This is a genomic window from Micromonospora sp. CMU55-4 (assembly GCF_011602315.1).
In the GTDB taxonomy this organism is placed as follows: Bacteria; Actinomycetota; Actinomycetes; order Mycobacteriales; family Micromonosporaceae; genus Micromonospora; species Micromonospora chalcea.
The window spans coordinates 53,480-77,289 of the sequence record NZ_JAAOLH010000011.1; the positions used below are offsets into that span (position 1 = coordinate 53,480).

14 protein-coding genes are annotated in these 23,810 nt (G+C 72.5%); 6 read left to right on the top strand and 8 right to left on the bottom strand.

The annotated features are described in order from the left end of the window. Position 1: 1 nt before the first annotated feature. The 4 genes from HA073_RS19655 to HA073_RS19670 all read right to left on the bottom strand — a co-directional run bounded on the left by HA073_RS19655 (position 2) and on the right by HA073_RS19670 (position 5,135). On the bottom strand, positions 2 to 976 hold the full coding sequence (locus HA073_RS19655; protein WP_166457019.1) for an alpha-ketoacid dehydrogenase subunit beta: 975 nt from the start codon (positions 974 to 976) through the stop codon (positions 2 to 4). A gap of 27 nt (positions 977 to 1,003) precedes the next feature. Then, positions 1,004 to 2,134, bottom strand: coding sequence for a thiamine pyrophosphate-dependent dehydrogenase E1 component subunit alpha (locus tag HA073_RS19660; RefSeq protein WP_166457020.1), 1,131 nt, complete (start codon positions 2,132 to 2,134; stop codon positions 1,004 to 1,006). A gap of 116 nt (positions 2,135 to 2,250) precedes the next feature. Then, on the bottom strand, positions 2,251 to 3,582 hold the full coding sequence (locus HA073_RS19665; protein WP_069087255.1) for an aspartate aminotransferase family protein: 1,332 nt from the start codon (positions 3,580 to 3,582) through the stop codon (positions 2,251 to 2,253). 20 nt (positions 3,583 to 3,602) lie between these two features. Beyond that, on the bottom strand, positions 3,603 to 5,135 hold the full coding sequence (locus tag HA073_RS19670; RefSeq protein ID WP_166457021.1) for a CoA-acylating methylmalonate-semialdehyde dehydrogenase: 1,533 nt from the start codon (positions 5,133 to 5,135) through the stop codon (positions 3,603 to 3,605). 106 nt (positions 5,136 to 5,241) lie between these two features. Between HA073_RS19670 and HA073_RS19675 the strand changes: the two genes are divergently transcribed. Next, positions 5,242 to 6,885, top strand: a complete 1,644-nt coding sequence (locus tag HA073_RS19675) for a PucR family transcriptional regulator (protein WP_166457022.1) — start codon at positions 5,242 to 5,244, stop codon at positions 6,883 to 6,885. A 3-nt stretch (positions 6,886 to 6,888) separates the two neighbouring features. On the opposite strand, the gene HA073_RS19680 is transcribed toward HA073_RS19675, so the two are convergent. Further along, positions 6,889 to 7,257 carry a hypothetical protein gene (locus HA073_RS19680; RefSeq protein ID WP_240925855.1) on the bottom strand — a complete coding sequence of 123 codons (369 nt, stop codon included), beginning with the start codon at positions 7,255 to 7,257 and terminating at the stop codon, positions 6,889 to 6,891. Between the two features lie 319 nt (positions 7,258 to 7,576). Here HA073_RS19680 and HA073_RS19685 point away from each other — a divergent pair, with 319 nt between their 5' ends. The 3 genes from HA073_RS19685 (at position 7,577) to HA073_RS19695 (ending at position 11,599) form a co-directional block, all read left to right on the top strand. Further along, the gene (locus HA073_RS19685; protein WP_064447797.1) at positions 7,577 to 9,265 is read left to right on the top strand and encodes a methylmalonyl-CoA mutase; all 1,689 of its coding nucleotides are present in this window, start codon (positions 7,577 to 7,579) and stop codon (positions 9,263 to 9,265) included. A 179-nt stretch (positions 9,266 to 9,444) separates the two neighbouring features. Then, the gene (locus HA073_RS19690) at positions 9,445 to 10,362 is read left to right on the top strand and encodes a tetratricopeptide repeat protein (protein WP_043328779.1); all 918 of its coding nucleotides are present in this window, start codon (positions 9,445 to 9,447) and stop codon (positions 10,360 to 10,362) included. A 58-nt stretch (positions 10,363 to 10,420) separates the two neighbouring features. Beyond that, positions 10,421 to 11,599 (top strand): arginase family protein, encoded by a 1,179-nt coding sequence (locus HA073_RS19695; RefSeq protein WP_113974636.1) that lies wholly within the window; start codon positions 10,421 to 10,423, stop codon positions 11,597 to 11,599. Positions 11,600 to 11,641: 42 nt separating this feature from the next. Here the strand turns inward: HA073_RS19695 and HA073_RS19700 are convergent, their stop codons facing one another. After that, positions 11,642 to 13,609, bottom strand: coding sequence for a penicillin-binding transpeptidase domain-containing protein (locus tag HA073_RS19700; protein ID WP_166457023.1), 1,968 nt, complete (start codon positions 13,607 to 13,609; stop codon positions 11,642 to 11,644). Between the two features lie 288 nt (positions 13,610 to 13,897). On the opposite strand from HA073_RS19700, the gene HA073_RS19705 reads away from it, so the two are divergent. After that, a complete protein-coding gene (locus tag HA073_RS19705; protein WP_166457024.1) occupies positions 13,898 to 18,964 on the top strand; it encodes an NAD-glutamate dehydrogenase in 5,067 nt (1,688 codons plus the stop codon). A gap of 63 nt (positions 18,965 to 19,027) precedes the next feature. On the opposite strand, the gene HA073_RS19710 is transcribed toward HA073_RS19705, so the two are convergent. Further along, the gene (locus HA073_RS19710; protein WP_069087314.1) at positions 19,028 to 19,855 is read right to left on the bottom strand and encodes a class F sortase; all 828 of its coding nucleotides are present in this window, start codon (positions 19,853 to 19,855) and stop codon (positions 19,028 to 19,030) included. Between the two features lie 79 nt (positions 19,856 to 19,934). Further along, complete coding sequence (locus HA073_RS19715) at positions 19,935 to 21,209, bottom strand: hypothetical protein (protein ID WP_166457025.1); 1,275 nt, start codon at positions 21,207 to 21,209, stop codon at positions 19,935 to 19,937. A 708-nt stretch (positions 21,210 to 21,917) separates the two neighbouring features. On the opposite strand from HA073_RS19715, the gene HA073_RS19720 reads away from it, so the two are divergent. Further along, positions 21,918 to 23,726: a glycoside hydrolase family 6 protein gene (locus tag HA073_RS19720; protein WP_043330970.1), complete on the top strand. Its 1,809-nt coding sequence runs from the start codon at positions 21,918 to 21,920 to the stop codon at positions 23,724 to 23,726. Positions 23,727 to 23,810 lie beyond the last annotated feature (84 nt).

Consider the following 23,810-nt stretch of genomic DNA (forward strand, 5'->3'; position numbering starts at 1 on the left):
TTCACGCGGCCAGGACGCGGTCGACGGCGTCGAGGATCCGGTCCAGGTCGGGCAGGTACTCCTCCTCGACCTTGGCCGGCGGGTACGGCAGGTTGAACCCGCCGACCCGCTCGACCGGCGCCTCCAGCGAGTAGAAGCACCGGCTCGTCACCTGCGCGACGACCTCGGCGCCGAACCCGGCGAACGTGGGGGCCTCGTGGACCACCACCGCCCGGCCGGTGCGGCGGACCGACTCCTCGACCGTCGCCACGTCCAGCGGCGAGATGGACCGCAGGTCGATCACCTCGATGTCGCGGCCCTCCTGTGCCGCGGCCTCGGCGGCGGCGACGCAGGTGGCGACGGTGCCGCCGTACGTCAGCAGCGTGACGTCGGCGCCGGGGCGCACGACGCGGGCGCGGTGAAGCGGCATCGGCGGCCCGGCGTCCTCCGGTGTCACCTCGCCCTTGACCCAGTAGCGGCGCTTCGGCTCGTAGAAGATCACCGGGTCGTCACCGGCGATGGCCTGGCGGATCATCCAGTGCGCGTCGTCCGGGCTGGCGCAGTAGACGACCCGCAGCCCGGCGGTGTGCGCGAAGTACGCCTCGTTCGACTCGCTGTGGTGCTCCACCGCGCCGATGCCGCCGCCGACCGGGATGCGCACCACCACCGGCAGGGCGGTACGGCCGCCGGTGCGGGCCCGCATCTTGGCGAGCTGGGAGACGATCTGGTTGAACGCGGGGTAGACGAAACCGTCGAACTGGATCTCGCAGACCGGGCGGTACCCGCGCAGCGCCAGCCCGATGGCGGTGCCGATGATCCCGGACTCGGCGAGGGTGGTGTCCACCACCCGGGCCTCGCCGAAGTCCTTCTGCAGACCGTCGGTGACCCGGAAGACGCCGCCGAGCCGGCCGACGTCCTCGCCCATCAGGAGGACCTTGTCGTCGTCCTCCATGGCGCGGCGCAGGCCGCTGTTCAGTGCCTGACAGAGAGTGAGCATGAACGAGTTCTCCGATCGGGGCGGACGTCAGTCGAGGAAGGAGCCGCGGTAGGCGACGAACGCGTCGCGCTCCTCCCGCAGAAGCTGGGGCACGTCGGACAGCACCGTGGCGAAGGCGTCCGCGAGGTCCGGCGCCGTCAGGGCCAGGCACTCCCGGCGGGTCCGGTCGGCGAGTTCGTCCGCCTCGGCCTGGATCTGGCCGAGGAACGTCTCGTCGCTCCAGCCCTCGGCGCGCATCAGCGCCTCGACCCGGGCCAGCGGGTCCCGCGCCCGCCAGGCTTCCAACTCGTCGTCGGTGCGGTACCGGGTCGGGTCGTCGGACGTGCTGTGCCCGCCCATCCGGTACGTGGTGGCCTCGACGATCGCGGGGCCGCTGCCTGCGCGGGCGTGCTCGGTCACCGCTGACGTCACCGCGTACACCGCCAGCACGTCGTTGCCGTCGACCCACTCGCTGCGCAGACCGAACCCGGCGCCGCGCCGGTGGATCGGGGTACGCGTCTGCGACGCGGTCGGCGTGGAGATGGCCCACTGGTTGTTCTGGCAGAAGAACACCATCGGGGCGGCGTTGACGGCGGCGATGTTCATGGCCTCGCTCGCGTCGCCCTCGCTGGCCGCGCCGTCACCGAAGTACGTCACGACCACCGTGTCGCTGCCGTCGCGCTGCACGCCGAGCGCGTACCCGGTGGCGTGCAGCAGTTGCGCGGCCAGCACCAGCGTGTAGATGTGGAACGAGTACGGCTCCGGGTCCCAGCCGCTGTGCGCGACGCCGCGCCACTGCCGGAGCAGGTCGGCCGGGCCGATGCCGCGCCACAGCGCCGCCGCGTGCTCGCGGTAGCTCGGGAAGACGTAGTCGTCGGCGCGTACCGCCGCGACGGAGCCGACCTGTGCGGCCTCCTGGCCACGGCACTGCAGCCACAGGCCCAGCTCGCCCTGTCGCTGCAACGCGAACGCCTCGTCGTCGAGGCGGCGGGCCAGCCGCATCCCCCGGTACAGGTCGCGGGTGAGGCGGCCGAGGGCGTCTCGATCGACGTCCACGTCCGGGTGCAGGCGTCCGTCCGGGGTGACGAGCTGGGTCCAGCCCTCGGCGGCGCGCGGAAGGTCGGTGGTGCCGGTGAAGGGGTTGGTGACCGGTGGGTCGGCGAGATCTACGGTAGTCATTCGTCACCTTCTGGGTGCGTCGGTCTCCGCGTCACCGGGGTCGCCGGCCGTCTCGCGGATCTCGGATATGGGACCGCCCGCCGGGGTGGACCCGGCGGGCGGTGATGGGCGTACGTCTAGACCGTGTGCCGGTCGGCGAGTGTCAGCGCCTCGTCGAGGACCGCCAGTCCCGCCTTGGCCTCCGTCTCCGACACGGTGCAGGGCGGCACCACGTGGATCCGGTTGAAGTTGGCGAACACGACCAGGCCGCCCCGCTTGCACTCGGCCAGCACGTCGTTCATCTCCGGCGACGAGGCCCCGTACGGCGCCAGCGGTTCCCGGGTCTCGCGGTCGCGGACCAGTTCCAGCGCCCAGAAGACGCCGAGCCCGCGTACGTCCCCGACGCTCGGGTGCCGCTCGGCGATCTCGCGCAGCCCCGGGCCGAGCACGTCCGCGCCGATCCGGGCGGCGTTCTCGACGATGCCCTCGTCCCGCATCGCGTTGATGGTCGCGACGGCGGCGGCGGTGGCCAGCGGGTGGCCGGAGTAGGTCAGCCCGCCGGGGTAGGGGCGGGTGGCGAACGTGTCGGCGACGTGGTCGGCGATCACCACACCGCCGAGCGGCACGTAACCGGAGTTCACGCCCTTGGCGAAGGTGATCAGGTCGGGCGTCACGCCGTAGTGGTCGATGGCGAACCAGGCGCCGGTACGCCCGAACCCCGCCATCACCTCGTCGGCAATGTAGAGGATGCCGTGCCTGTTGCACAGCTCGCGTACGCCGGCCAGGAAGCCCGGCGGCGGCGGCATGATGCCGGCGGTGCCCGGCACGGTCTCCAGCACGATCGCGGCGATGGTGGACGGGCCCTCCATCTCCACGACGCGTTCGAGGTGGCGCAGCGCGAGCCGGCTCTCCTCCTCCTCGGTCGTGGCGCCGAACTCCGACCGGTACAGGAACGGGCCGAAGAAGTGCACGACCCCGGCGGTGCCGTTGTCGCTGGGCCAGCGACGCGGGTCGCCGGTCAGGTTCACCGCGGTCTGGGTGCCGCCGTGGTAGCTGCGGTACTGGGACAGCACCTTCGGCCGGCCGGTGTGCAGGCGGGCCATCCGGACGGCGTGCTCGATCGCGTCCGCGCCGCCGTTTGTGAAGAACACCTTCTCCAGGCCCGCCGGGGTCCGCTCGGCGATCAGCCGGGCCGCCTCGCTGCGGGCGTCGTTGGCGTACGACGGCGCGATGGTGCACAGCTTGGCGGCCTGCTCCTGGATCGCCGCCACCACCGCCGGGTGCTGGTGGCCGATGTTGGTGTTGACGAGCTGGGAGGAGAAGTCCAGGTAGCGGTTCCCGTCGCCGTCCCAGAAGTACGAGCCCTCGGCGCGCTCGACGACCATCGGGTCGAGCAGGGCCTGGGCCGACCAGGAGTGGAAGACGTGGGCGCGGTCGAGTTCGTAGGTGCGGCGTGCGCTGGTGCTCATTGTCGCGTCTCTCCCGCTGCTCAGACGTTCTCGGGGAAGCCGAGGTTGATTCCGCCGTGGCTGGGGTCGAGCCAGCGGGAGGTGACGACCTTGCCGCGGGTGAAGAAGTGCACGCCCTCGGCGCCGTGGGCGTGGGAGTCGCCGAAGAGGCTGTCCTTCCAGCCGCCGAACGAGTAGTAGGCCATCGGCACCGGGATCGGCACGTTGACGCCGACCATGCCGACCTCGACCTCGTTCTGGTACCGGCGGGCCGCGCCGCCGTCGTTGGTGAAGATGGCGGTCCCGTTGCCGTACGGGTTGGAGTTCACCAGCTTGAGCGCCTCGTCGTAGCTGCCGACCCGCACCACCGACAGCACCGGCCCGAAGATCTCGTCGGTGTAGACGCTCATCTCCGGCGAGACCCGGTCCAGCAGGCTCGGCCCGAGCCAGAACCCGGACTCGTCGCCGTCGACCTGCACCTTCCGCCCGTCCACCACCAGTTCGGCGCCGGCCTCGACGCCCGCGTCCAGGTACGACGCGACCCGGTCGCGGTGCTCCCGGGTGACCAGCGGCCCCATGTCGCAGGAGCGGCGGCCGTCACCGATCTTCAGGCCGGCGATGCGCTCGCGGATGCGCGCCACCAGGTCGTCGGCGACGGGCTCGACGACCACCAGGGCGGAGATCGCCATGCACCGCTCGCCGGCCGAGCCGAACCCGGCGTTGACCGCCGCGTCGGCGGCCAGGTCGAGGTCGGCGTCCGGCAGCACCACCATGTGGTTCTTCGCGCCGCCGAGGGCCTGTACGCGCTTGCCGTTGCGGGTGCCGATCTCGTACACGTACCGGGCGATCGGGGTGGAGCCGACGAACGACACGGCCTTGACCTCGGGGTGCTCCAGCAGCCGGTCGACAGCGACCTTGTCGCCGTGCACCACGTTGAACACGCCGGCGGGCAGGCCGGCCTGCTCCCAGAGCCGGGCGACGAGCAGCGACGCGGACGGGTCCTTCTCGCTGGGCTTGAGCACGACGGCGTTGCCGGCCGCGATGGCGATCGGCACGAACCACATCGGGACCATCACCGGGAAGTTGAACGGGGAGATGACGGCGCAGACGCCGACCGGCTGCCGGATGGAGTAGACGTCCACGTTCGTGGACACGCCCTCGGAGTAGCCGCCCTTGAGCAGGTGCGGGATGCCGCAGGCGAACTCCACGACCTCCAGGCCGCGGGTGACCTCGCCCAGGGCGTCCGAGACGACCTTGCCGTGCTCGGCCGTGATCAGCTCGGCCAGTTCCTGCTTGTGCTGGTTCACCAGCTCCCGGAACGCGAACAGCACCTGGGTGCGCTTGGTCAGCGACGAGTTCCGCCAGGAGGCGAACGCGGCGGCGGCGGAGGCGACCGCCTGGTCCACCTCGTCGACGGAGGCCAGCGGCACCTCCGTCCGGACCGTGCCCAGCGCCGGATCGTAGACTGGGGCCGTACGCTCGGTGACGCCGGCGAACGCCTTGCCGTCGATCCAGTGGGTCACCCGCTCCAGCGGGACGGGAGCGGGCACGGTGCCGGGTGCTGTCTGGGTCATGCCCGGATCATCTGCGCTTCCCCAGGCCCGGGCAATGGGCACTGTGTCGTTCCCGCCCGGGAGAAGCACACATACTGTGCGCCGGAGCGAGGAGGGAGACGGTCTGATGCCGATGACGGTTCGCGACGTGCTCGAACTGCCGGCGTTGCAGCAGGCCGGGCCGCGTGTCATGGCCGGGCGGGACCGCCTGGACGCTCCGGTGCGCTGGGTGCACGTGGCCGAGATCCCGGAGATCGCCGACCTGCTCCGCGGCGGGGAGCTGGTGCTGACCACCGGTATCGGCCTGCCGCCGGACGACGACGGGCTGCGCCGGTGGATCGACGGCCTGGCAGCGGTCGGCGCGGCCGGGGTCGTGGTCGAGCTGGGCCGCCGGTTCGGCGGGACGCTGCCGGCCGCGCTCGTCGAGCAGGCCCGCAGCCGGAACCTGCCGCTCGTCGCGCTCCAGCGGGAGATGCGGTTCGTGGCGGTGACCGAGGTGGTCCACTCGGTGATCGTGGAGGAGCAGACCGCCGAGCTGCTCGCGAAGGACGAGATCCACCGGATCTTCACCGAGCTGTCGGTGGAGGGCGCGGAGCCCCGGCAGGTGCTCCGCGAGGTCACCCGTCTGTCCCGGCGTCCCGTGGTGCTGGAGAACCTCTCCCACCAGGTGCTGGCGTACGAGACCGGCCCGCTGTCGGCCGAGGAGCTGCTCGACCGCTGGGAGACCCGCTCACGCGCGGTCGAGGTCCCGTCCGGCACCGGCTACGAGCCGCGTTCGGGCTGGCTGGTGACCGGCGTGGAGGCGCGGGGCAACAGGTGGGGGCGGCTGGTGCTGCTGTGCGACCAGGAGCCGCCGGCCCGGACGAGCGTCCTGCTGGAGCGCGCCGCGTCCACCATCGCGCTGAACCAGCTCGTCGCCCGGGACGACTCGTCTGTCGAACGGCAGGCGCGCAGCAGCCTGCTGTGGAGCATCGTCAACCACTCCGCGCCGACCCGGGACGTGGCGCTGCGGGCGCGCGGACTCGGTGTGCCGCTGGAACAGCGGCGGCTGCTCGGGGTGGTGGTCCGCCGGCGCCGGCCGGGCCCGGGGCCCGGCGCCGAGATGAACGCGCGCCGCCGGGAACTGCTGGACGCGGTGGAGACGGCGGTGCGCGACTGCGGGCTGGCGGCGCTGGCCGGGGACGTCGACGGGCTCGGTGGTGCGGAGGTCACCGTGCTCGTCGCCCTCACCGACGCCGAGTCCGACGAGGCCGCGTTGCTCGGCCTGTCCACCGCGCTCACCCGGGCGGGCCTGCGGGCCGGGTCGGACGTCGTGGTCGCCGCCGGATCAGTGGTCGGGTCGCTGGACCTGGCGCGGCGCTCGCTGATCGAGGCGGCCCAGGTGGCCGACGCCACGGCGCACACCGCCGAGCCCCGGCCCTTCTACCGGCTCCTCGACGTCCGCCTCCGGGGCCTGCTGTACCTGCTGCGCGACGACGTGCGTCTGCAGACGTTCGTCGAGCGCGAACTGGGCCCGCTGCTCTCCTACGACGAGCGGCACGGCACGAACCACGTGGCGCTGCTGGAGGCGTACCTGGTCGAGGGGCGCAACAAGCGGCGTGCGGCGGAGGAGATGTCGCTGTCCCGGTCCGCGCTGTACCAGCGGTTGCAGTTGATCGAGCGGGTGCTCGGCGTCGACCTGGATTCGAGCGAGCGGCGCCTGTCGCTGCACGTGGCGCTCACCGCCCGCGACGTCATGCGCGGCGGCGGCATCTCCGGTGCCGCGGGCTGACTGTCACCTGCCGCGACGGGCCCGGGGGCGCCGCACACCGTCGCGGGTGGGCGAGGTGTGCACGCTGACGCTGACGACCGGGATCGCCCTCGCGACGCTCTTGCGTACCGTCTCCAGCGACGCCGTGGCGGGGGAGCACTCCACGATCATCACCGCCGACCGGTCCGGGCACTGCACGTACTGGACGTGCGTCACCGCGACCCGGCGTGAGTGCAGGACGGACAGCACCTTGAGCAGGCCGGTGGTGGAGTGCCCGGCACCGAGGTGCACCACCATCGTGCACGCGCCGGCGGGGGAGTCGTCGTGCGGCCGGACGGCCGGGCCGGGAAGCTGGCGATCGACGGTGTCGGGGGGAAACGGGAACGTGGTCACGGGAGCCTCACAGTGTCGAGCCGACAGGGTGGCTTGGCCGGCGACGCACGCGAAGGCGTACGCCGCCTAGGTAATCGGCCCGATCGCGATGTGCATGCCCACGGCGGGGAGTGTGGCACGTCTCCGGGCGGCCGGGGAGGCTCCGGCGGCAAGCCGTCCGGCACGTGAGACAGCGCTCTGACCTGCGGATCGACGATCGTGGTGGGGCTTCGCGCCGGGCGCCTGCGAGTTACCGGCCGGTACGCATGCACTTAAGGATCGTTCAGGATCTCGCTCTACACTCGGGCTTGGGACGACGACTTGAGAAGGAGCTCCGCGCATGGACGCTGACGAGATCGCCGCCGGTCGGGCCCGCTGGCAGGCCCGCTACGACGCCGCCCGCAAGCGCGACGCGGACTTCACCACGCTGTCCGGCATGAGCGTCGAACCGGTGTACGGCCCGCCGGAGGGCGCGGCGTACCCGGGCTTCGACCGGATCGGCTGGCCGGGCGAGTTCCCGTACACCAGGGGTCTGTACCCGACCGGCTACCGCGGGCGGACCTGGACCATCCGGCAGTTCGCCGGCTTCGGCAACGCCCGGCAGACGAACGAGCGCTACAAGATGATCCTCGGCGCCGGTGGCGGCGGGCTCTCCGTCGCCTTCGACATGCCGACGCTGATGGGACGCGACTCCGACGACCCGCAGTCGCTCGGCGAGGTCGGCCACTGCGGTGTCGCCGTCGACTCGGCCGCCGACATGGAGGTGCTGTTCGACGGCATCGACCTGGCCGGCGTGACCACCTCGATGACCATCTCCGGCCCGGCCGTGCCGGTCTTCTGCATGTACCTGGTCGCCGCCGAACGGCAGGGCGCCGATCTGTCCACACTGGACGGAACGCTCCAGACGGACATCTTCAAGGAGTACATCGCGCAGAAGGAGTGGCTGTTCGACCCCGAGCCGCACCTGCGCCTCATCGGCGACCTGATGGAGTACTGCGCCCGGGAGATCCCCCGGTACAAGCCGCTGTCCGTCTCCGGCTACCACATCCGCGAGGCCGGCTCGACCGCCGCGCAGGAGCTGGCGTACACGCTCGCCGACGGGTTCGGGTACGTCGAGCTGGGTCTGTCGCGCGGGCTCGACGTGAACACGTTCGCCCCCGGCCTGAGCTTCTTCTTCGACTCCCACGTGGACTTCTTCGAGGAGATCGCCAAGTTCCGCGCCGCCCGCCGGATCTGGGCCCGCTGGCTGCGCGACGTGTACGGCGCCACCAGCGAGAAGGCGCAGTGGCTGCGGTTCCACACGCAGACCGCCGGAGTGTCGCTGACCGCGCAGCAGCCGGTCAACAACGTGGTACGCACCGCCGTGGAGGCCCTGGCCGCGGTGCTCGGCGGCACCAACTCGCTGCACACCAACGCGCTCGACGAGACGCTCGCCCTGCCCACCGACGAGTCGGCCGAGATCGCCCTGCGTACCCAGCAGGTGCTGATGGAGGAGACCGGGGTGACCAATGTGGCCGACCCGCTCGGCGGCGCCTGGTACGTCGAGGCGCTCACCGACCGGATCGAGGCCGAGGCGGAGGAGATCTTCGCCCGGATCAAGCAGCTCGGCGGCGAGGGCCCGCACGCCATCGGCCCGATGACCTCCGGCATCCTGCGCGGCATCGAGGACGGCTGGTTCACCGGGCACATCGCCGAGTCGGCGTTCGCCTACCAGCAGGCGCTGGAGAAGGGCGACAAGAAGATCGTCGGCGTCAACTGCCACACCGGCACCGTCGCCAAGGACCTGGAGATCCTGCGCATCTCGCACGAGGTGGAGCTGGAGCAGCGCCGGGTGCTGGCCGAGCGCAAGTCGGCCCGCGACGACGCCGCCGTCACCGCCGCCGTGGCGCGGATGGTCGAGGTGGCCCGCAGCGGCGAGAACATGATCCCCGCCATGCTCGACGCGGTCCGCGCCGAGGCCACCCTCGGCGAGATCTGCGACGCCCTCCGCACCGAGTGGGGCGTCTACCGCGAGCCCGCCCGCTTCTGACCGCCGCTTTGTAAGGAAGGGCCCCTTGTTAACAGCTGCTGTTAACAAGGGGCCCTTCCTCTACCGCAGGCGTTAACAAGGGGCCCTTCCTTGCGGGCGGGCTGAGCTGGGGGAGAGTGGTGACTGTCGCCGTCGCGGCTGGTCGGAGATCCGTCGCGTACGTGCGAGACTAGACAACCATGAGCGACCCACGGATCACCTCGTCGATCTTCACCCGCGGCGCGGTCGACCTCAGCGCGCTGCGCACCCCCGCACCTGCCGACACCTCCACCGCCACACCGTCTCCGGGCGGCACGCCCGCCGGGCTGCCGGGCAGCCCCGCCGGCTCCGCCGCCGTGATCGACGTGACCGAGGCGAACATCCAGTCCGAGGTGCTCGAACGCTCGCTCACCACACCGGTAGTGGTCTTCTTCGGCGCCGCCGGTTACCCGGAGAGCGACCAGTTCGCCCCGGTGCTGGAGAAGCTGGCCGCCGAGGGCGGCGGAGCGTGGCTGCTGGCCCGGGTCGACGTGCAGCAGCAGCCGCGGCTCGCGCAGATGTTCCAGCTCCAGGCGCTGCCCACCACGTACGCCATCGTCGGTGGCCGCCCGATCGACGCCTTCCCGGGCCCGGTGCCCGAGTCGCAGTTGCGACAGTGGCTCCAGGCCGTGCTCAAGGCCGGTGGCGTCACCGTCGCCGAACCGGAGGACCCGCGCCTCGACGCCGCCGACGACGCGCTGATGAGCGGTGACCTCGACGCGGCCGAGGCGGCGTACCGGAAGATCCTCGCCGAGTCCCCGGCCGACGCGGCGGCGGAGGCGGGCCTGGCGCAGGTCGGGCTGGCCCGCCGGGTCGCCGGCGCCGACCCGCAGGGCGCGCTGGACGCCGCGGCCGCCGCCCCCGACGACGTGGACGCCCAACTGCTGGCCGCCGACATCGAGGTGCTCAGCGGCCTCGCCGACCAGGCGTACCAGCGGCTCGTCGGCCTGGTCCGGCGCACCGCCGGGGACGACCGGGACCGGGTACGCCAGCACCTGCTCGGCCTGTTCACCATCGCCGGCCCGGACGACCCCGCCGTGGCCTCCGCCCGACGCGCCCTGGCCAGCGCGCTGTTCTGAGTCAACCCGCGCGGGCCGGCGCACCGCCGGCCCGCCCGACCACCGAGGACGGGAGCCCATGATGCGCCGGATCGCCGTCCTCGACGCGCCGACGAACCTCGGGCTGCGCCCACCCACCGCCAGCTCCGTGCCCGGATGCGCCAAGGCGCCGGGCGCGCTGCGCGACCACGGCCTGCTCGCCCGGCTGCGGGCCCGAGACGCCGGCTGCCTGACCCCGCCCCGGTACGACCCGGGGGACTGGCGACCCGGCGACGGCGTCTGCCACGCGCCGGAGATCTCCGCGTACTCGCTGGCGCTCGCCGACCGGATCGGCGCGATCATCGACCGGGGCGAGTTCCCGCTGGTGCTCGGCGGGGACTGCTCGGTGCTGCTCGGCTCCGGGCTGGCCATGCACCGCCTCGGCGAGGCGGTCGGCGGGCGGATCGGCCTGGTCTTCGTCGACGGCCACTCCGACTTCCGGCACCCCGGCAACGCCTCCTACGTCGGCGCGGCCGCCGGGGAGGACCTGGCGCTGGTCACCGGGCGGGGGCAGCCCGACCTGGCGGCCATCGAGGGGAGGCGGCCCTACTTCCGGGACATCGACGTGGTGGTGCTCGGCATCCGCGCGCAGGACGAGTACCGCCTCGACCTGCAGGCCGCCGGCATCACCACCCGGCCGGTGCCGGCGCTGCGCGCCGAGGGCGCGGCCCGGACCGCCCAGTGGGCGCACGAGCAGCTCGTCGACTGCGCCGGCTACTGGGTGCACATCGACGTCGACGTGCTCGACCCGGCGGTGATGCCCGCCGTGGACGCGCCCGACCCCGGTGGCATCGCCTTCGCCGAGCTGGAGATCCTGCTGGCCGGGCTGGTCGACACCCCGCACTGCCTCGGCGTCGAGCTGACCGTCTTCGACCCCGACTACGACCCGGACGGGGCGTACGCGGCCGAGATCGTGAACACGGTGGTGGCCGGGCTCGCCCCGGTCGTCGCGCCGGGCGCCGTGCCGCCCCGTCTGCTGCCGCCCGGGCCGGCCGCGCCGGCGCCCCGGGCCGCCGACAGCCGGCCGGAGCCCGAGCCGCTGCCCGCCCCGGCGGCGGTGCCGGCCCCGGCGGTGGCGGTGGAGCCGATCGGCCCCGACCCGACCTCCGACGGCGCCGTCGACGACCTCGGCACCGACCCGCTCGGGCCCGGCCTGCTGCGCCGGGCGTCCGCCGGGGACGAGCCGGACCCGGCCCGCTCCGGCATCGACATCGCCTGACCGGTACGCCTCAGCTCGGGGTCACGCGGCGCAGGACCCCGCTCAGCTCGCGGCGAGGCCCCGCAGGAACTTCTCGGCGATCGGCGCCGCCACCTTCGAGCCCGCCCCGCCCTGCTCGACGAAGACGGCGAAGGCCACGTCACCCTGCCACCCGACGAACCAGGCGTGCGTGTTCGCCGGGTTGTTGTCGTACTCCGCGGTGCCGGTCTTGCCGTGCACCGGCTCGCCGGGCACATCCGCCAGCGCGCTGCCACTGCCCGCTGTGACCACCCCGCGCATCAGCGACTTCAGCGCCGCCACCGACTCCGGCTTGAGCGCCTCGCCGGCCGGCGCGGGCTTGGCCGGCGCCGGGTCGAGCAGCAGCTTGGGCTGCTCGAACTTGCCCCGGGCCACGGCCGCGGTGGCGCTCGCCATGGCCAGCGGGCTCACCAGCGTGGTGCCCTGGCCGATCGCGGCGGCGGCCTGCTCGGTGGCCGGGCCGTTGGCGGAGACCTTGCCGGTGAACGCGTCCGCGCCGAGATCCCACGCGGCCTCCAGGCCGAGCGTACGGCCGGCCTGCGCCAGCCCGTCCGGGCCGAGCTTCGGCGCCAGCGCCACGAACGCGGTGTTGCAGGACTTGGCGAAGTCGGTGGCGAACGGCACCGCGCCCAGCTCGAAATTGTCCGAGTTCTTGAAGCTGCGGCCCTCGACCGTCGCCGTCTTCGGGCAGTTCACAGTGGTCTGCGGGGTCACCGCGCCCCGGTCGAGCAGGCCGAGCGCGCTGACCATCTTGAACGTCGAGCCGGGCGGCACCTGGGCGGTGAACGCGAGGTTCTCGCCGGCCGCCCCGGGACCGTTCGCGGCGGCCAGCACCGCGCCGTCGCTGATCCGCAGCGCCACCAGCGCGGAGCGGCGGGTCTGCCCGCGCAACGCGGCGTCGGCAGCGTTCTGGGTCGCCACGTCGATGGTGGTCTTCACCGGCTGACCGGGCTTCGGGTCGGCGCGGTACAGCTCCGTGCCGGTCGGCTCGACCTTGCCGTCCGGGGTGGTCCGCTCGGTGATCACGGTGACGCCGGTGACGCCACGCAGCCGCTCGTCGTACCGGCCCTGGAGGCCGCCGTGGCCGACCAGGTCGCCGCGCGCGTACCGCTCGGGGTGGGCCTGCAGGTCGTCGGCGGTGGCCTGGTCGACCGAGCCGAGCAGCGCCCGGGCGAACTCGCGCGTCGGGGCCAGCATGAGCTGGTCGGTCGCGAACCGGGTGCCGGGCAGCTCGTAGATGCGTGGCTTGATCTGCCGGTATGCGTCCTCACGCAGCGTCACCACCTCGACGAGCCCGTCCGGCTTCGCCTCCTTGAGCCGCTTGGGCAGGTCGCCCAGGTCGACCGGCGGGCTGAGCGCGGGCCGGATCGCCTTGAACGCGGCGTCCAGCTTCTTGACCAGGCCGGGCACGTCGGTGACCTCGCCGGGAACGACCTGCACCCGGACCACCGGGCGCGGCGCGACGATCGGCTGGCCGGCGGCGTCCAGCACGCCGGCGCGCTGCGCCGGCTCCCGCCGCAGCGCGATCCGGTCGCCGCTCTCCAGCTTCTCGTGCACCACAGCCGGTTCCCAGATCACCTGCCACTGGTCGTCGCCGCCGCGCTTGAGGCGTACCGGGTTCTCGTAGGCCCAACGGGCGCCGCCGGGCAGCGCCCAGCTCACCTTGACCCGGGCGGTGGCGACGTCGCCCTTGGTGGTGATCTCGCCGGTGCGCGTCAACTCCGGCGGGTTGGCGGCCAGCTCACCGGCGAGCGCCTGGAGCTGCTTGGTCACCTCGCCGGCCGCCACCCGCCCGCCGGCCGGCTGGATGAAGCCGACCGCCTGCAGGTCGCCGGAGCGCCAGCCGCCGAGGAACGCCTCGACGGCCGCCTCCGGGCCGTCGTCGCCGGAGCATCCGGTCAGCGCGCCCGCTGTGACCAGGGCGGCGGCCAGCCCCGCGAGGAGGCGACGACGGGTGTGACGGCTGGGGCGGACGGGGTACGACACGGGCATGAAGCGGTCCCTCCGGTGCTCAACTGCCCTGCACGCTAGTACGGCCCGGCGCTCGCCACCGCCCCGCCACGGCCTCCGGCAGCGCGGAAAGCCCCGTGTGGCAGTGTGATGAACATCGCCAGTCGGGGTACTCCGCGGGCGGCCGACCACGAACCCGCAACGGGTGAAAGGACAGAGTCCCGATCCGGACGTCCGGCCGGTGGTCCGCCGCGGGAGGTACCACGCGGTAGGGCCTAGGCTGGGCGGCAGAGTGACCCACAGTGCGGTGGGTCGAGGGGAGTGGCACCGATGGACCGGCGTCCGGCGATCAAACCGGGACCCGACCTCCGGCAGGCTGACACCGGCCGGGACGACGACAGCTTCGATTCGGCGACCGACGGGGACGGTTTCAGCCGTCTCGACACAGGAGTGACCGGGATGACCGGTTCCAGCATCGACACCCTCTACGACCTGGGCCTGCCTACGCAGGCACTGGCCGACGAGTCGGAGGACGCCGAGCTGGACGAGCCCGTTCCCAACGCGGAGCGGCTGGTCGCCCAGGCGGTCGCGCTGGCCGGCGACGACCACGACGCGGCCACACTCGTGGACCGCTTCTGGCGGTTCGCGCCGGACGAGGAGCTGATCGGCTTCACCGCCGAGGAGATGCTGGAGGCGGCCCGGGCCCACCGGGACCTGGCCCAGCAGCGGGTTCCGGGCGAGCTGAAGCTGCGCATCCACGAGCCGGACGCCGAGCAGCACCACACGGTCGTCGAGATCGTCACCGACGACATGCCGTTCCTGGTCGACTCGGTGACCGCCCTGCTCAACTCCCGTCACCTCGACGTGCACCTGCTGGTGCACCCGCTGGTCGTGGTGCGGCGCGAGCCGCTGGGCCGGCTCACCGAGGTCTCGGCGGACGTGGAGCCGGACGACGCCATCGCCGGTGACCTGGTCGAGAGCTGGATGCGGATCGAGATCGACCCGGTCCGCGACCCGGCCGAGCGGGAGGCGCTGCGCCGCGAGTTGCAGCGGGTGCTCACCGACGTGCGCGAGGCGGTCGAGGACTGGCCGAAGATGCGGCAGCGGGCCCTCGCGCTCGCCGACGAGCTGGCCGCCGCCCGGACGTCGGACAACCGCCCGCCGGTGCCGGAAAAGGACATCACCGACTCGGTGGAGCTGCTGCGCTGGCTGGCGCACGACCACTTCACGTTCCTCGGCTACCGCGAGTACCGCCTGGTCGACGCCGACGGCGCGCGCGGCAGCGGGCAGGCCCTGGAGGCGGTGCTCGGCACCGGCCTGGGCATCCTGCGCTCCGACTCGCCGGAGGCCCGGTCGCTGAACTCGATGACGCCCGAGGCGCACGAGAAGGTGCTGGAGAAGCGCCTGCTCATCATCACCAAGGCCAACTCGCGTGCCACCGTGCACCGCTCGGCGTACCTCGACTACATCGGCTTCAAGATCTTCAACGAGGCCGGCGAGGTGGTCGGGGAGCGGCGCTTCCTGGGCCTGTTCTCCACCGCCGCGTACCGGACCAGCGTGCAGGAGCTGCCGGTGGTCCGGCGCAAGGTCGCCGAGGTGCTCGACCGCTCGGGCCTGAGCCTGCGCAGCCACTCCGGCAAGGACCTGTTGCAGATCCTGGAGACGTACCCGCGCGACGAGCTGTTCCAGATCAAGACCGACGACCTCTACCACGCGGTGATCGGCGTGCTGCGGATGGCAGGCCGCCGGCAGCTGCGGGTGTTCCTGCGCCGCGACGCGTACGGGCGGTTCATCTCCTGCCTGATCTACCTGCCGCGGGACCGGTTCACCACGCAGAACCGGCTGCGCATGCAGGACATCCTGCTGCGCGAGCTGAACGGCGTCGGCGTCGACTACACCACCCGGGTGACCGAGTCGATGCTGGCCCGCGTGCACTTCATCGTGCGGACCGACCCGAACAACCCGCCCGGTGACATCGACGCCGACCTGCTCGCCGAGGAGCTGGCCGACGCGACCCGCCTCTGGGACGACGACTACCGGCTGGTGCTGGAACGCAAGCTCGGCGACGAGCAGGCCAAGCACCTGTTCGCCCGGTACGCCGACGCGTTCCCGGAGGGCTACAAGGACGGGCACACGCCGTACGAGGCGATGAAGGACCTGGCGAAGCTGGAGCTGCTGGAGGAGCCCGGCCAGCTGGAGATGCACCTGTTCCGCAAGCAGGCGCCGCCGCGTCCGTACGCCGCCCGCGCCGCCGACGCCGACGAGGCGATGGACGTGCGGTTCAAGGTCTACCGGTACGGCGAGCCGATGATGCTCTCCGCCGTGCTGCCGGTGCTGCACTCGCTCGGTGTGAAGGTGGTCGACGAGCACCCGTACGAGGTGGAGCGCGTCGACGGCCGGATCTGGCTCTACGACTTCGGTCTGGAGCTGCCCGAGCGGCACCAGGACCTGGCCGAGGTACGTCCGCACGTGGAGAACGCCTTCGCCGCCGCCTGGCGGGGCGAGGCCGAGGTGGACGGCTTCAACGAGCTGGTGCTCCGGGCCGGGCTCACCTGGCGGCAGGTCGTCGTGCTGCGCGCGTACGCGAAGTACCTGCGCCAGGCCGGCACCGTGTTCTCCCAGGAGTACATGGAGCAGACGTTCATCGCGTACCCGCAGATCGCCGAACTGCTGGTGAAGCTGTTCGAGACCCGGTTCGCCCCGGGCGCCACCACGCTCGACGAGCGGCGGCAGCGCAGCGGTGAGCTGGTCGACGCGATCGGCGAGGCGCTGGACGAGGTGGCCAGCCTCGACCAGGACCGCATCCTGCGGGCCTACCTGACGCTGATCCAGGCCACGCTGCGCACCAGCTTCTACCAGAAGCCGGTGGGCGGGCGGCCCAAGCCGTACGTGGCGTTCAAGCTGGACCCGCAGGCCATCCCGGACCTGCCCGCGCCGCGGCCCAAGTTCGAGATCTTCGTCTACTCGCCCCGGTTCGAGGGCGTGCACCTGCGCTACGGGCCGGTGGCCCGCGGCGGCCTGCGCTGGTCCGACCGGCGCGAGGACTTCCGGACCGAGGTGCTCGGCCTGGTCAAGGCGCAGATGGTGAAGAACGCCGTGATCGTGCCGGTCGGCGCCAAGGGCGGCTTCGTGCTCAAGCAGAAGCCGGGCGACCGGGACGAGGCGGTGATCTGCTACAAGGAGTTCATCTCCGCGCTGCTGGACGTCACCGACAACATCGTCAGCGGCGAGATCGTGCCGCCCGAGGACGTGGTCCGGCACGACGGCGACGATCCGTACATGGTGGTGGCCGCCGACAAGGGCACCGCGACGTTCTCCGACATCGCCAACGAGATCTCCGAGGCGCACAGCTTCTGGCTGGGCGACGCGTTCGCCTCCGGCGGCTCGGCCGGCTACGACCACAAGAAGATGGGCATCACCGCCCGGGGCGCCTGGGAGTCGGTCAAGCGGCACTTCCGGGAGCTGGGGCACGACACCCAGACGCAGGACTTCACTGTGGTCGGCGTCGGTGACATGTCCGGCGACGTGTTCGGCAACGGGATGCTGCTGTCGAAGCACATCCGGCTGGTGGCCGCGTTCGACCACCGGCACATCTTCCTGGACCCGGATCCGGACTCGGCCCGGTCGTGGGAGGAGCGCAAGCGGCTGTTCGACATGCCGCGCTCGTCGTGGGAGGACTACGACCGCGAGCTGATCTCCGAAGGCGGCGGCGTCCACTCGCGTACGGCGAAGTCGGTGCCGATCTCGCCGCAGGTCCGCGCGGTGCTCGGCCTCGACGAGGACGTCACGCAGCTCAGCCCGCAGGAGCTGATGAAGGCGATCCTCACCGCGCCGGTGGACCTGTTCTGGAACGGCGGCATCGGCACCTACGTCAAGGCGTCCAGCCAGACCAACGCCGAGGTCGGCGACAAGTCCAACGACGCCATCCGGGTGGACGGCAAGAGCCTGCGCTGCCGGGTGGTCGGCGAGGGCGGCAACCTGGGCTTCACCCAGCAGGGCCGGATCGAGTACGCCTCGACCGGCGGCCGCATCTACACCGACTTCATCGACAACGCGGCCGGTGTGGACTGCTCCGACCACGAGGTCAACATCAAGATCCTGCTCAACACGGCGGTGGCCGACGGGGAGCTGGACCGGCCGGAGCGTGACGAGCTGCTGGCCCGGATGACCGACGAGGTCGCCGAGCTGGTGCTGCGGGACAACTACGACCAGGCGCGGGCGCTGAACAACGCCCAGGCCCAGGCCGCCTCGCTGCTCCCGGTGCACCGGCGGATGATCAACGACCTGGAGCGGTCCGGCGCGCTGGACCGGGCCCTGGAGGCGCTGCCGTCGGACGAGGAGCTGGCGGTCCGCACCGAGAGCGGGCTGACCGCGCCGGAGTTCGCGGTGCTGCTCGCGTACGTGAAGATCGTGCTGGAGCGCGAGATCGTCGGCGAGGGCCTGGCGGACGAGGAGTGGACGACCGACATCCTGGTCAACTACTTCCCGACGCCGCTGCGGCAGCGCTTCGCCGACCGGATGGGCCGGCACCGGCTGCGCCGGGACATCGTCACCACTGTCCTGGTCAACGAGGCGATCAACCGGGGCGGCATCTCGTTCGTCTTCCGGGTGGTCGAGGAGACGGCCGCCTCCGCGGCGGACGTGCTCCGGGCGTACGTGGTGGTCCGCGAGGTGTTCGGCCTGCGTGACCTCTGGGACGCGGTCGAGGCGCTGGACAACAAGGTCTCGCCCGAGCTGCAGACCGCCGTCTACCTGGACACCCGGCGGCTGCTCGACCGCGCGGTGCGCTGGCTGGTCACCAACCGCCGGTCGCCGATCGACGTGCCGGCGGAGATCGACCGGCTGCGTGGCGGCGTGGCCCAGCTCCTGCCGGACCTGGAGCACCGGTTCTGGGGCACCGAGCGGGAGGCCATCGCGGCGCACATCGAGTCGCTCGTCGACCGGGGGCTGCCGCGTGACCTGGCCGAGCAGGCGACCCGCCTGATGTACAGCTTCGGCCTGCTCGACATCGTCGAGACGGCGCAGGCGACCCGGCGGGACGTGGGCGAGGTGGCCTCGGTCTACTTCGTGCTCTCCGACCGGTTCCGGGTGGACGCGCTGCTGTCGAAGATCTCCCTGCTGCCGCGCGAGGACCGGTGGCAGACGCTGGCCCGGATGGCGCTGCGCTACGACCTGTACGCCGCGCTGGCCGCGCTCACCGCCGAGGTGCTCGGCTCCACCCCGGACGACGTGCCGCCGGTGGAGCGGGTGCAGGAATGGGAGCAGGCGAACGCCACCTCGATCCACCGGGCGCACCGGGCGATGGGGGAGTTCGACGAGTCCCGCGCCGACCTGTCCGCGCTGTCGGTGCTGCTGCGCCAGATCCGTACCCTGGTCCGGACCTCGGCGGCGGCCTGACCGTTCAACCGAGCGTGGCCCGGTGGTCGGGGAACCGACCACCGGGCCACCGCCGTTTCCGCCTCAGCTCGTCATCGGGGCGTAGACGACGATGTTGTTCAGGTAGCTTCCGGCCGTGCGGTCGAACACCCCGCCGCAGGTCACCACGCGCAGGGCGGGCACGGCCGACGGACCGTAGACCTGCGCGGCGGGAAAGGCGGTCTTCGGGTACGACCCGACCTCGCGCACCGTGAACGTGGCGGACCTGCCGTCCTGCCGGGTGACCACTATCGTGTCGCCGGCCACCAGCGCGCCGAGGTTGAAGAACACCGCCGGGCCGAGCTGGGCGGAGTCGACGTGGCCCACGATCACCGCGTTGCCGGCCTCGCCCGGGCTGGCGCCGGGGGAGTACCACCCGGCCTTCATGGCCTGGTCCAGCGGGGGCACCTGGACCGTGCCGTCCGGGTTCGTGCCGAGCGACATGATCTCGGCCCGCACCCCGATACGGGGGATCGAGATGGTCGTCGGCGCGGACCGGGGCAGTGGAGCCGGGGCGGCGCCGTTCGGGCTCGTCGCGCCCGCTGGGCCCGTTGCTGCCGGAGCGCCCGGGACCGCTGCGGCCCCCGGGGCGGCTGCGGTGCCCGGGGCGGCCGCGGTGCCCGGGGCGGCGCCGGGTGGGCCGGTCGTCGGGCCGGGCGTCGCGGGGCCGACGGCGCCCCCGGCGGCGTCCGCCGTCGGCAGGCCGGTGCCGTCCGGCGTCAGCTGACCCTCGGCGTCCGGCCCCGGTTGGCCCTCGGCGTCCGGGTCTGCTTGGGGGCCGGTGGTGACCGGGGCCGCCTGCCCGAGCGGCTGCGGCGGGGACGGTGGCGGGACGGTCCGGACGGACGCGCCGATCAGACCGGCCCCGGCCATGGCGAGCAGGACGACGACGGCCGTGCCGGCGGCACGCCACGGACTTCCGTGACGGCCGCCGGCCCGGGTCGTCGTCCGGTCAGACCAGGTCACCGGCCCGCCGCCGGCGCAGCAGCACCAGGCCGCCCAGCGCCGCGGCGCCGATCATGCCCGCGCCACCGGTGGCGAGGGTACGGTCCACGCCGGTGGTCGTCATGCCGCCGTCGCCGCCGTCGACCCCACCGCGCGGCAGGACCACCAGCTCGCCCTCACCGCAGGAGCCCCGCAACTCGTACCGGCCCGGCCGGGCGTCGTGCGAGACGGTGGCCTCGCCGTAGTAGACGAAGTCCTTCCCGTGCTCCCAGCCGTCCTTGCCGTAGTCGCGCTCGGCGTCCTTGCCGTAGTCGCCCTTGTCGTCCTGCCAGGCGCCTCCGCTCGCCTGCCAGTCGTCCTTGTCGCCCGGCCAGTCGCTCTTGTCGCCCGGCCAGTCGTTCTTACCTTCCTGCCAGTCGTTCTTGCCGCCCTGCCAGGAGCCGTGCTCGTCCTTGCCGTCCTTGCCCTTGTCGTCCGGCCGGCCGCCACGGTCGTCCTTGCCGTGCTCGTCCTTGGCGTCCTTGCCGTGCTGTTCCTTGCCGTCGGGGCCGTGCGCGTCCTTGGTCCAGTCCGGCCCGCCCGGCTTCTCCTTCTCCCAGCCCGGCTCGGCGTCCTGGCCGTACTCGTCGTGCCCCTGCCAGTCGCCGGGGTCGACGGCCGCGCCGGCCCCCGCGCCGCCCGGCTGCGGCTGCCCTTCCGGCTGGCCGGCCGGCGGCTGGGGCTGGTCCGCCGGGGGCTGCGGCATGCCGTCGCCACCCGGGCCGTTGCCGCCGGGCCCGTTGCCACCCGGGCCGTTGCCGCCCGGGCCGTTGCCGCCCGGCCCGTTGCCGTCGGGCCCATCTCCGCCCGGCCCGTGTTCGTCCCCGCCCGGCTCGCCGCGGCCGTCCGGGCCCTTGCCGTGGTCGTCCTTGCCGTCCGGGCCCTTGCCGTGCTCGTCCTTGCCGTCCGGGCCCTTGTCGTCCCAGCCCCAGTCCTGGTCGCCGCCCCAGTCACCGCCCCGGTCGGCCCAGTCGCCGTGCTCGCCGTCGCGGGCCGGGCGCAGGTCGACCTTGCCGGTCACCTTCGACCAGACGGTGGCGTGCTGCTGCGGCTCGGAGCAGATCGCGAGCAGTTCGACGGTGTCCCCCGCCTTCACCACGTGCGGCTTGGCGATGACCTTGCCCTCGTCGTGCCCGCCCGCGTAGGCCATTCCCGGGGTGAACACGAGAAGGCCGGCGCCGCCGAGGGCAGCGCCCGCGACCACCTTCCCGAGCATCTTCTTAGCCATGACCAGCGTCTCCATCCCTGTTCGTCCTGAGCCCGACGTCAGTCGAGCTAAGGCCGACGCTAGACCTTTTCGCGACTTATTCGGGGAAAGATTCGCTTTTAGGAGTTTGTCGAGATCGGGCGTGTCCGCGCTGTCCCCGCCTCCGCGCGCCGATCGGCCCGACTTCGGCGACCCCGCGACCCGGATCCCGCTCGTACGGTTCCCGACTGTCTCGCCTCCGCCGGTGGGTGGAACGCCATGGGTGTCATTTGGCCGTTTTGACACCCATGGCGTTCCACCCGGCGAGGCGGAGGCGGGACGGTCCGCCGCCCGGCGTGAGGGGGCGCGGCGAGGTGGTGGCCGCGGGTGGTTGCCGGCGAGCCCGGCTGGTGTAGCGGGGTCCGGGCGCGCGGTGAGCGGGGCGGGGTCGGGGCGGGCGGTAGGGTGGGCCGCGAGGCGCATCGAGGCATTGCCATGGAAGCGCTCCCATGCAAGAATCGCTGCACGCGGTTCGGGGAGCCACACCGCGAGCTCAGGCGTCGAGGGCAGCCGGTTGACCGGCCGACGTCCGGCTCCATCGGCCGGTCCTGCGGACCGGTCGGCACCACCACCCCCAACGCCCGTCCGGGTCGGGCGTCCCCCGAAGTAACCAGTGGCGCGCACGGTCGTTCCCGCAGGGCGACCGCCGCCGCCATTTGCGCCGGGCCGTACGCGGATCCGGTCTCGCCCAAGGAGATCAGTGGCATGAATCTGTGGAGAAGGCTGTCCGGCCGGAACCGGGCGCTCGCGCTGACCAGCGCCGGCGTCCTGGTAGCCGGTGGACTGGTGACCCTCCCGGTCACCGCGGCGCAGGCCGCCACCCAGTGCAGCGTGACCTACACGACCAGCGACTGGCCCGGTGGATTCACCGGCACCGTGACCATCAAGAACATCGGTGACGCGCTCACCTCGTGGAACCTCGGCTTCACCTTCCCGAACAGCTCGCAGCGGGTGGTGAACGGCTGGTCCGCGCGGTGGTCCCAGAGCGGCCAGAACGTCACCGCGCAGAACGAGTCGTACAACGGGGCGCTCGCCAGCGGCGCCAGCACCACCATCGGCTTCAACGGCTCCTGGAGCGGCAGCAACCCCAAGCCGACCCAGTTCACGCTGAACGGCACGGTCTGCAACGGCGGCACGCCGACCACCAGCACCCCGCCGACGAGCACGCCGCCCACCAGCACGCCGCCGACCAGCACCCCGCCCACGAGCACGCCGCCGACGTCGACCCCGCCGACGTCGCAGCCGCCGCCCGGGCAGCGGGTCGACAACCCGTACGCCGGGGTGAAGGGGTACGTGAACCCCGAGTGGAAGGCCAAGGCCGAGTCGGTGTCCGGCGGCAACCGGGTGTCGAACAACCCGACCGCGGTCTGGATCGACCGGATCGCCGCCATCAACGGCACGCCGGACAGCAGCTCCAACGGCGCGATGGGCGTCCGTGACCACCTGGACGCCGCGCTCGCCCAGGGCGCCGGCTACATCCAGTTCGTCATCTACAACCTGCCCGGCCGCGACTGCTCGGCGCTCGCCTCGAACGGCGAGCTGGGCCCGGACGAGCTGCCCCGCTACAAGGCCGAGTACATCGACCCGATCGCCGCGATCCAGGGCGACTCGAAGTACCGGAACCTGCGCATCGTCAACATCATCGAGATCGACTCGCTGCCCAACCTGGTGACCAACACCTCGGGCAACGCGGGCGGCACGGTCATGTGTGACACGGTGAAGGCCAACGGCGCGTACGTGAACGGTGTCGGCTACGCCCTGGCGAAGCTGGGTGCGATCGGCAACGTCTACAACTACATCGACGCCGCCCACCACGGCTGGATCGGCTGGGACAGCAACTTCGGCCCGGTCGCCGACCAGCTCAAGGCCGCCGCGGTCGCCTCCGGCAGCACCGTCGCCAACGTGGCGGGCTTCATCGTCAACACGGCGAACTACTCCGCGCTGAAGGAGCCGTACGTCAAGATCACCGACACGGTGAACGGCCAGACCGTGCGGCAGTCCAAGTGGGCCGACTGGAACCAGTACCTCGACGAGCTGTCGTTCGCCCAGGCGTTCCGGCAGAAGCTGGTCTCGATCGGCTTCGACAGCAACATCGGCATGCTGATCGACACCTCCCGCAACGGTTGGGGCGGCTCCGCCCGGCCGACCGGCCCCGGCCCGTCGACCAGCGTGGACGCCTACGTCGACGGTGGCCGGGTCGACCGCCGCTTCCACACCGGCAACTGGTGCAACCAGGCCGGCGCGGGTCTCGGCGAGCGGCCGCAGGCCAACCCGGAGCCCGGGATCGACGCCTACGTCTGGGTGAAGCCCCCGGGTGAGTCGGACGGCTCCAGCAAGGAGATCCCGAACAACGAGGGCAAGGGCTTCGACCGGATGTGCGACCCGACCTACACCGGTAACGCCCGCAACGGCAACAGCATGTCCGGTGCCCTGCCGGACGCGCCGATCTCCGGCGCGTGGTTCGCCGCCCAGTTCCAGCAGCTGATGCAGAACGCGTACCCGCCGCTCTCCTGAGCCGCGGCCGTACCACCCGCGGCGGCGGGAGTGAGGCACCGCCCGCGCGGGTTCCCCGGGCCCCTGGTCGACGCCCACGTCGAC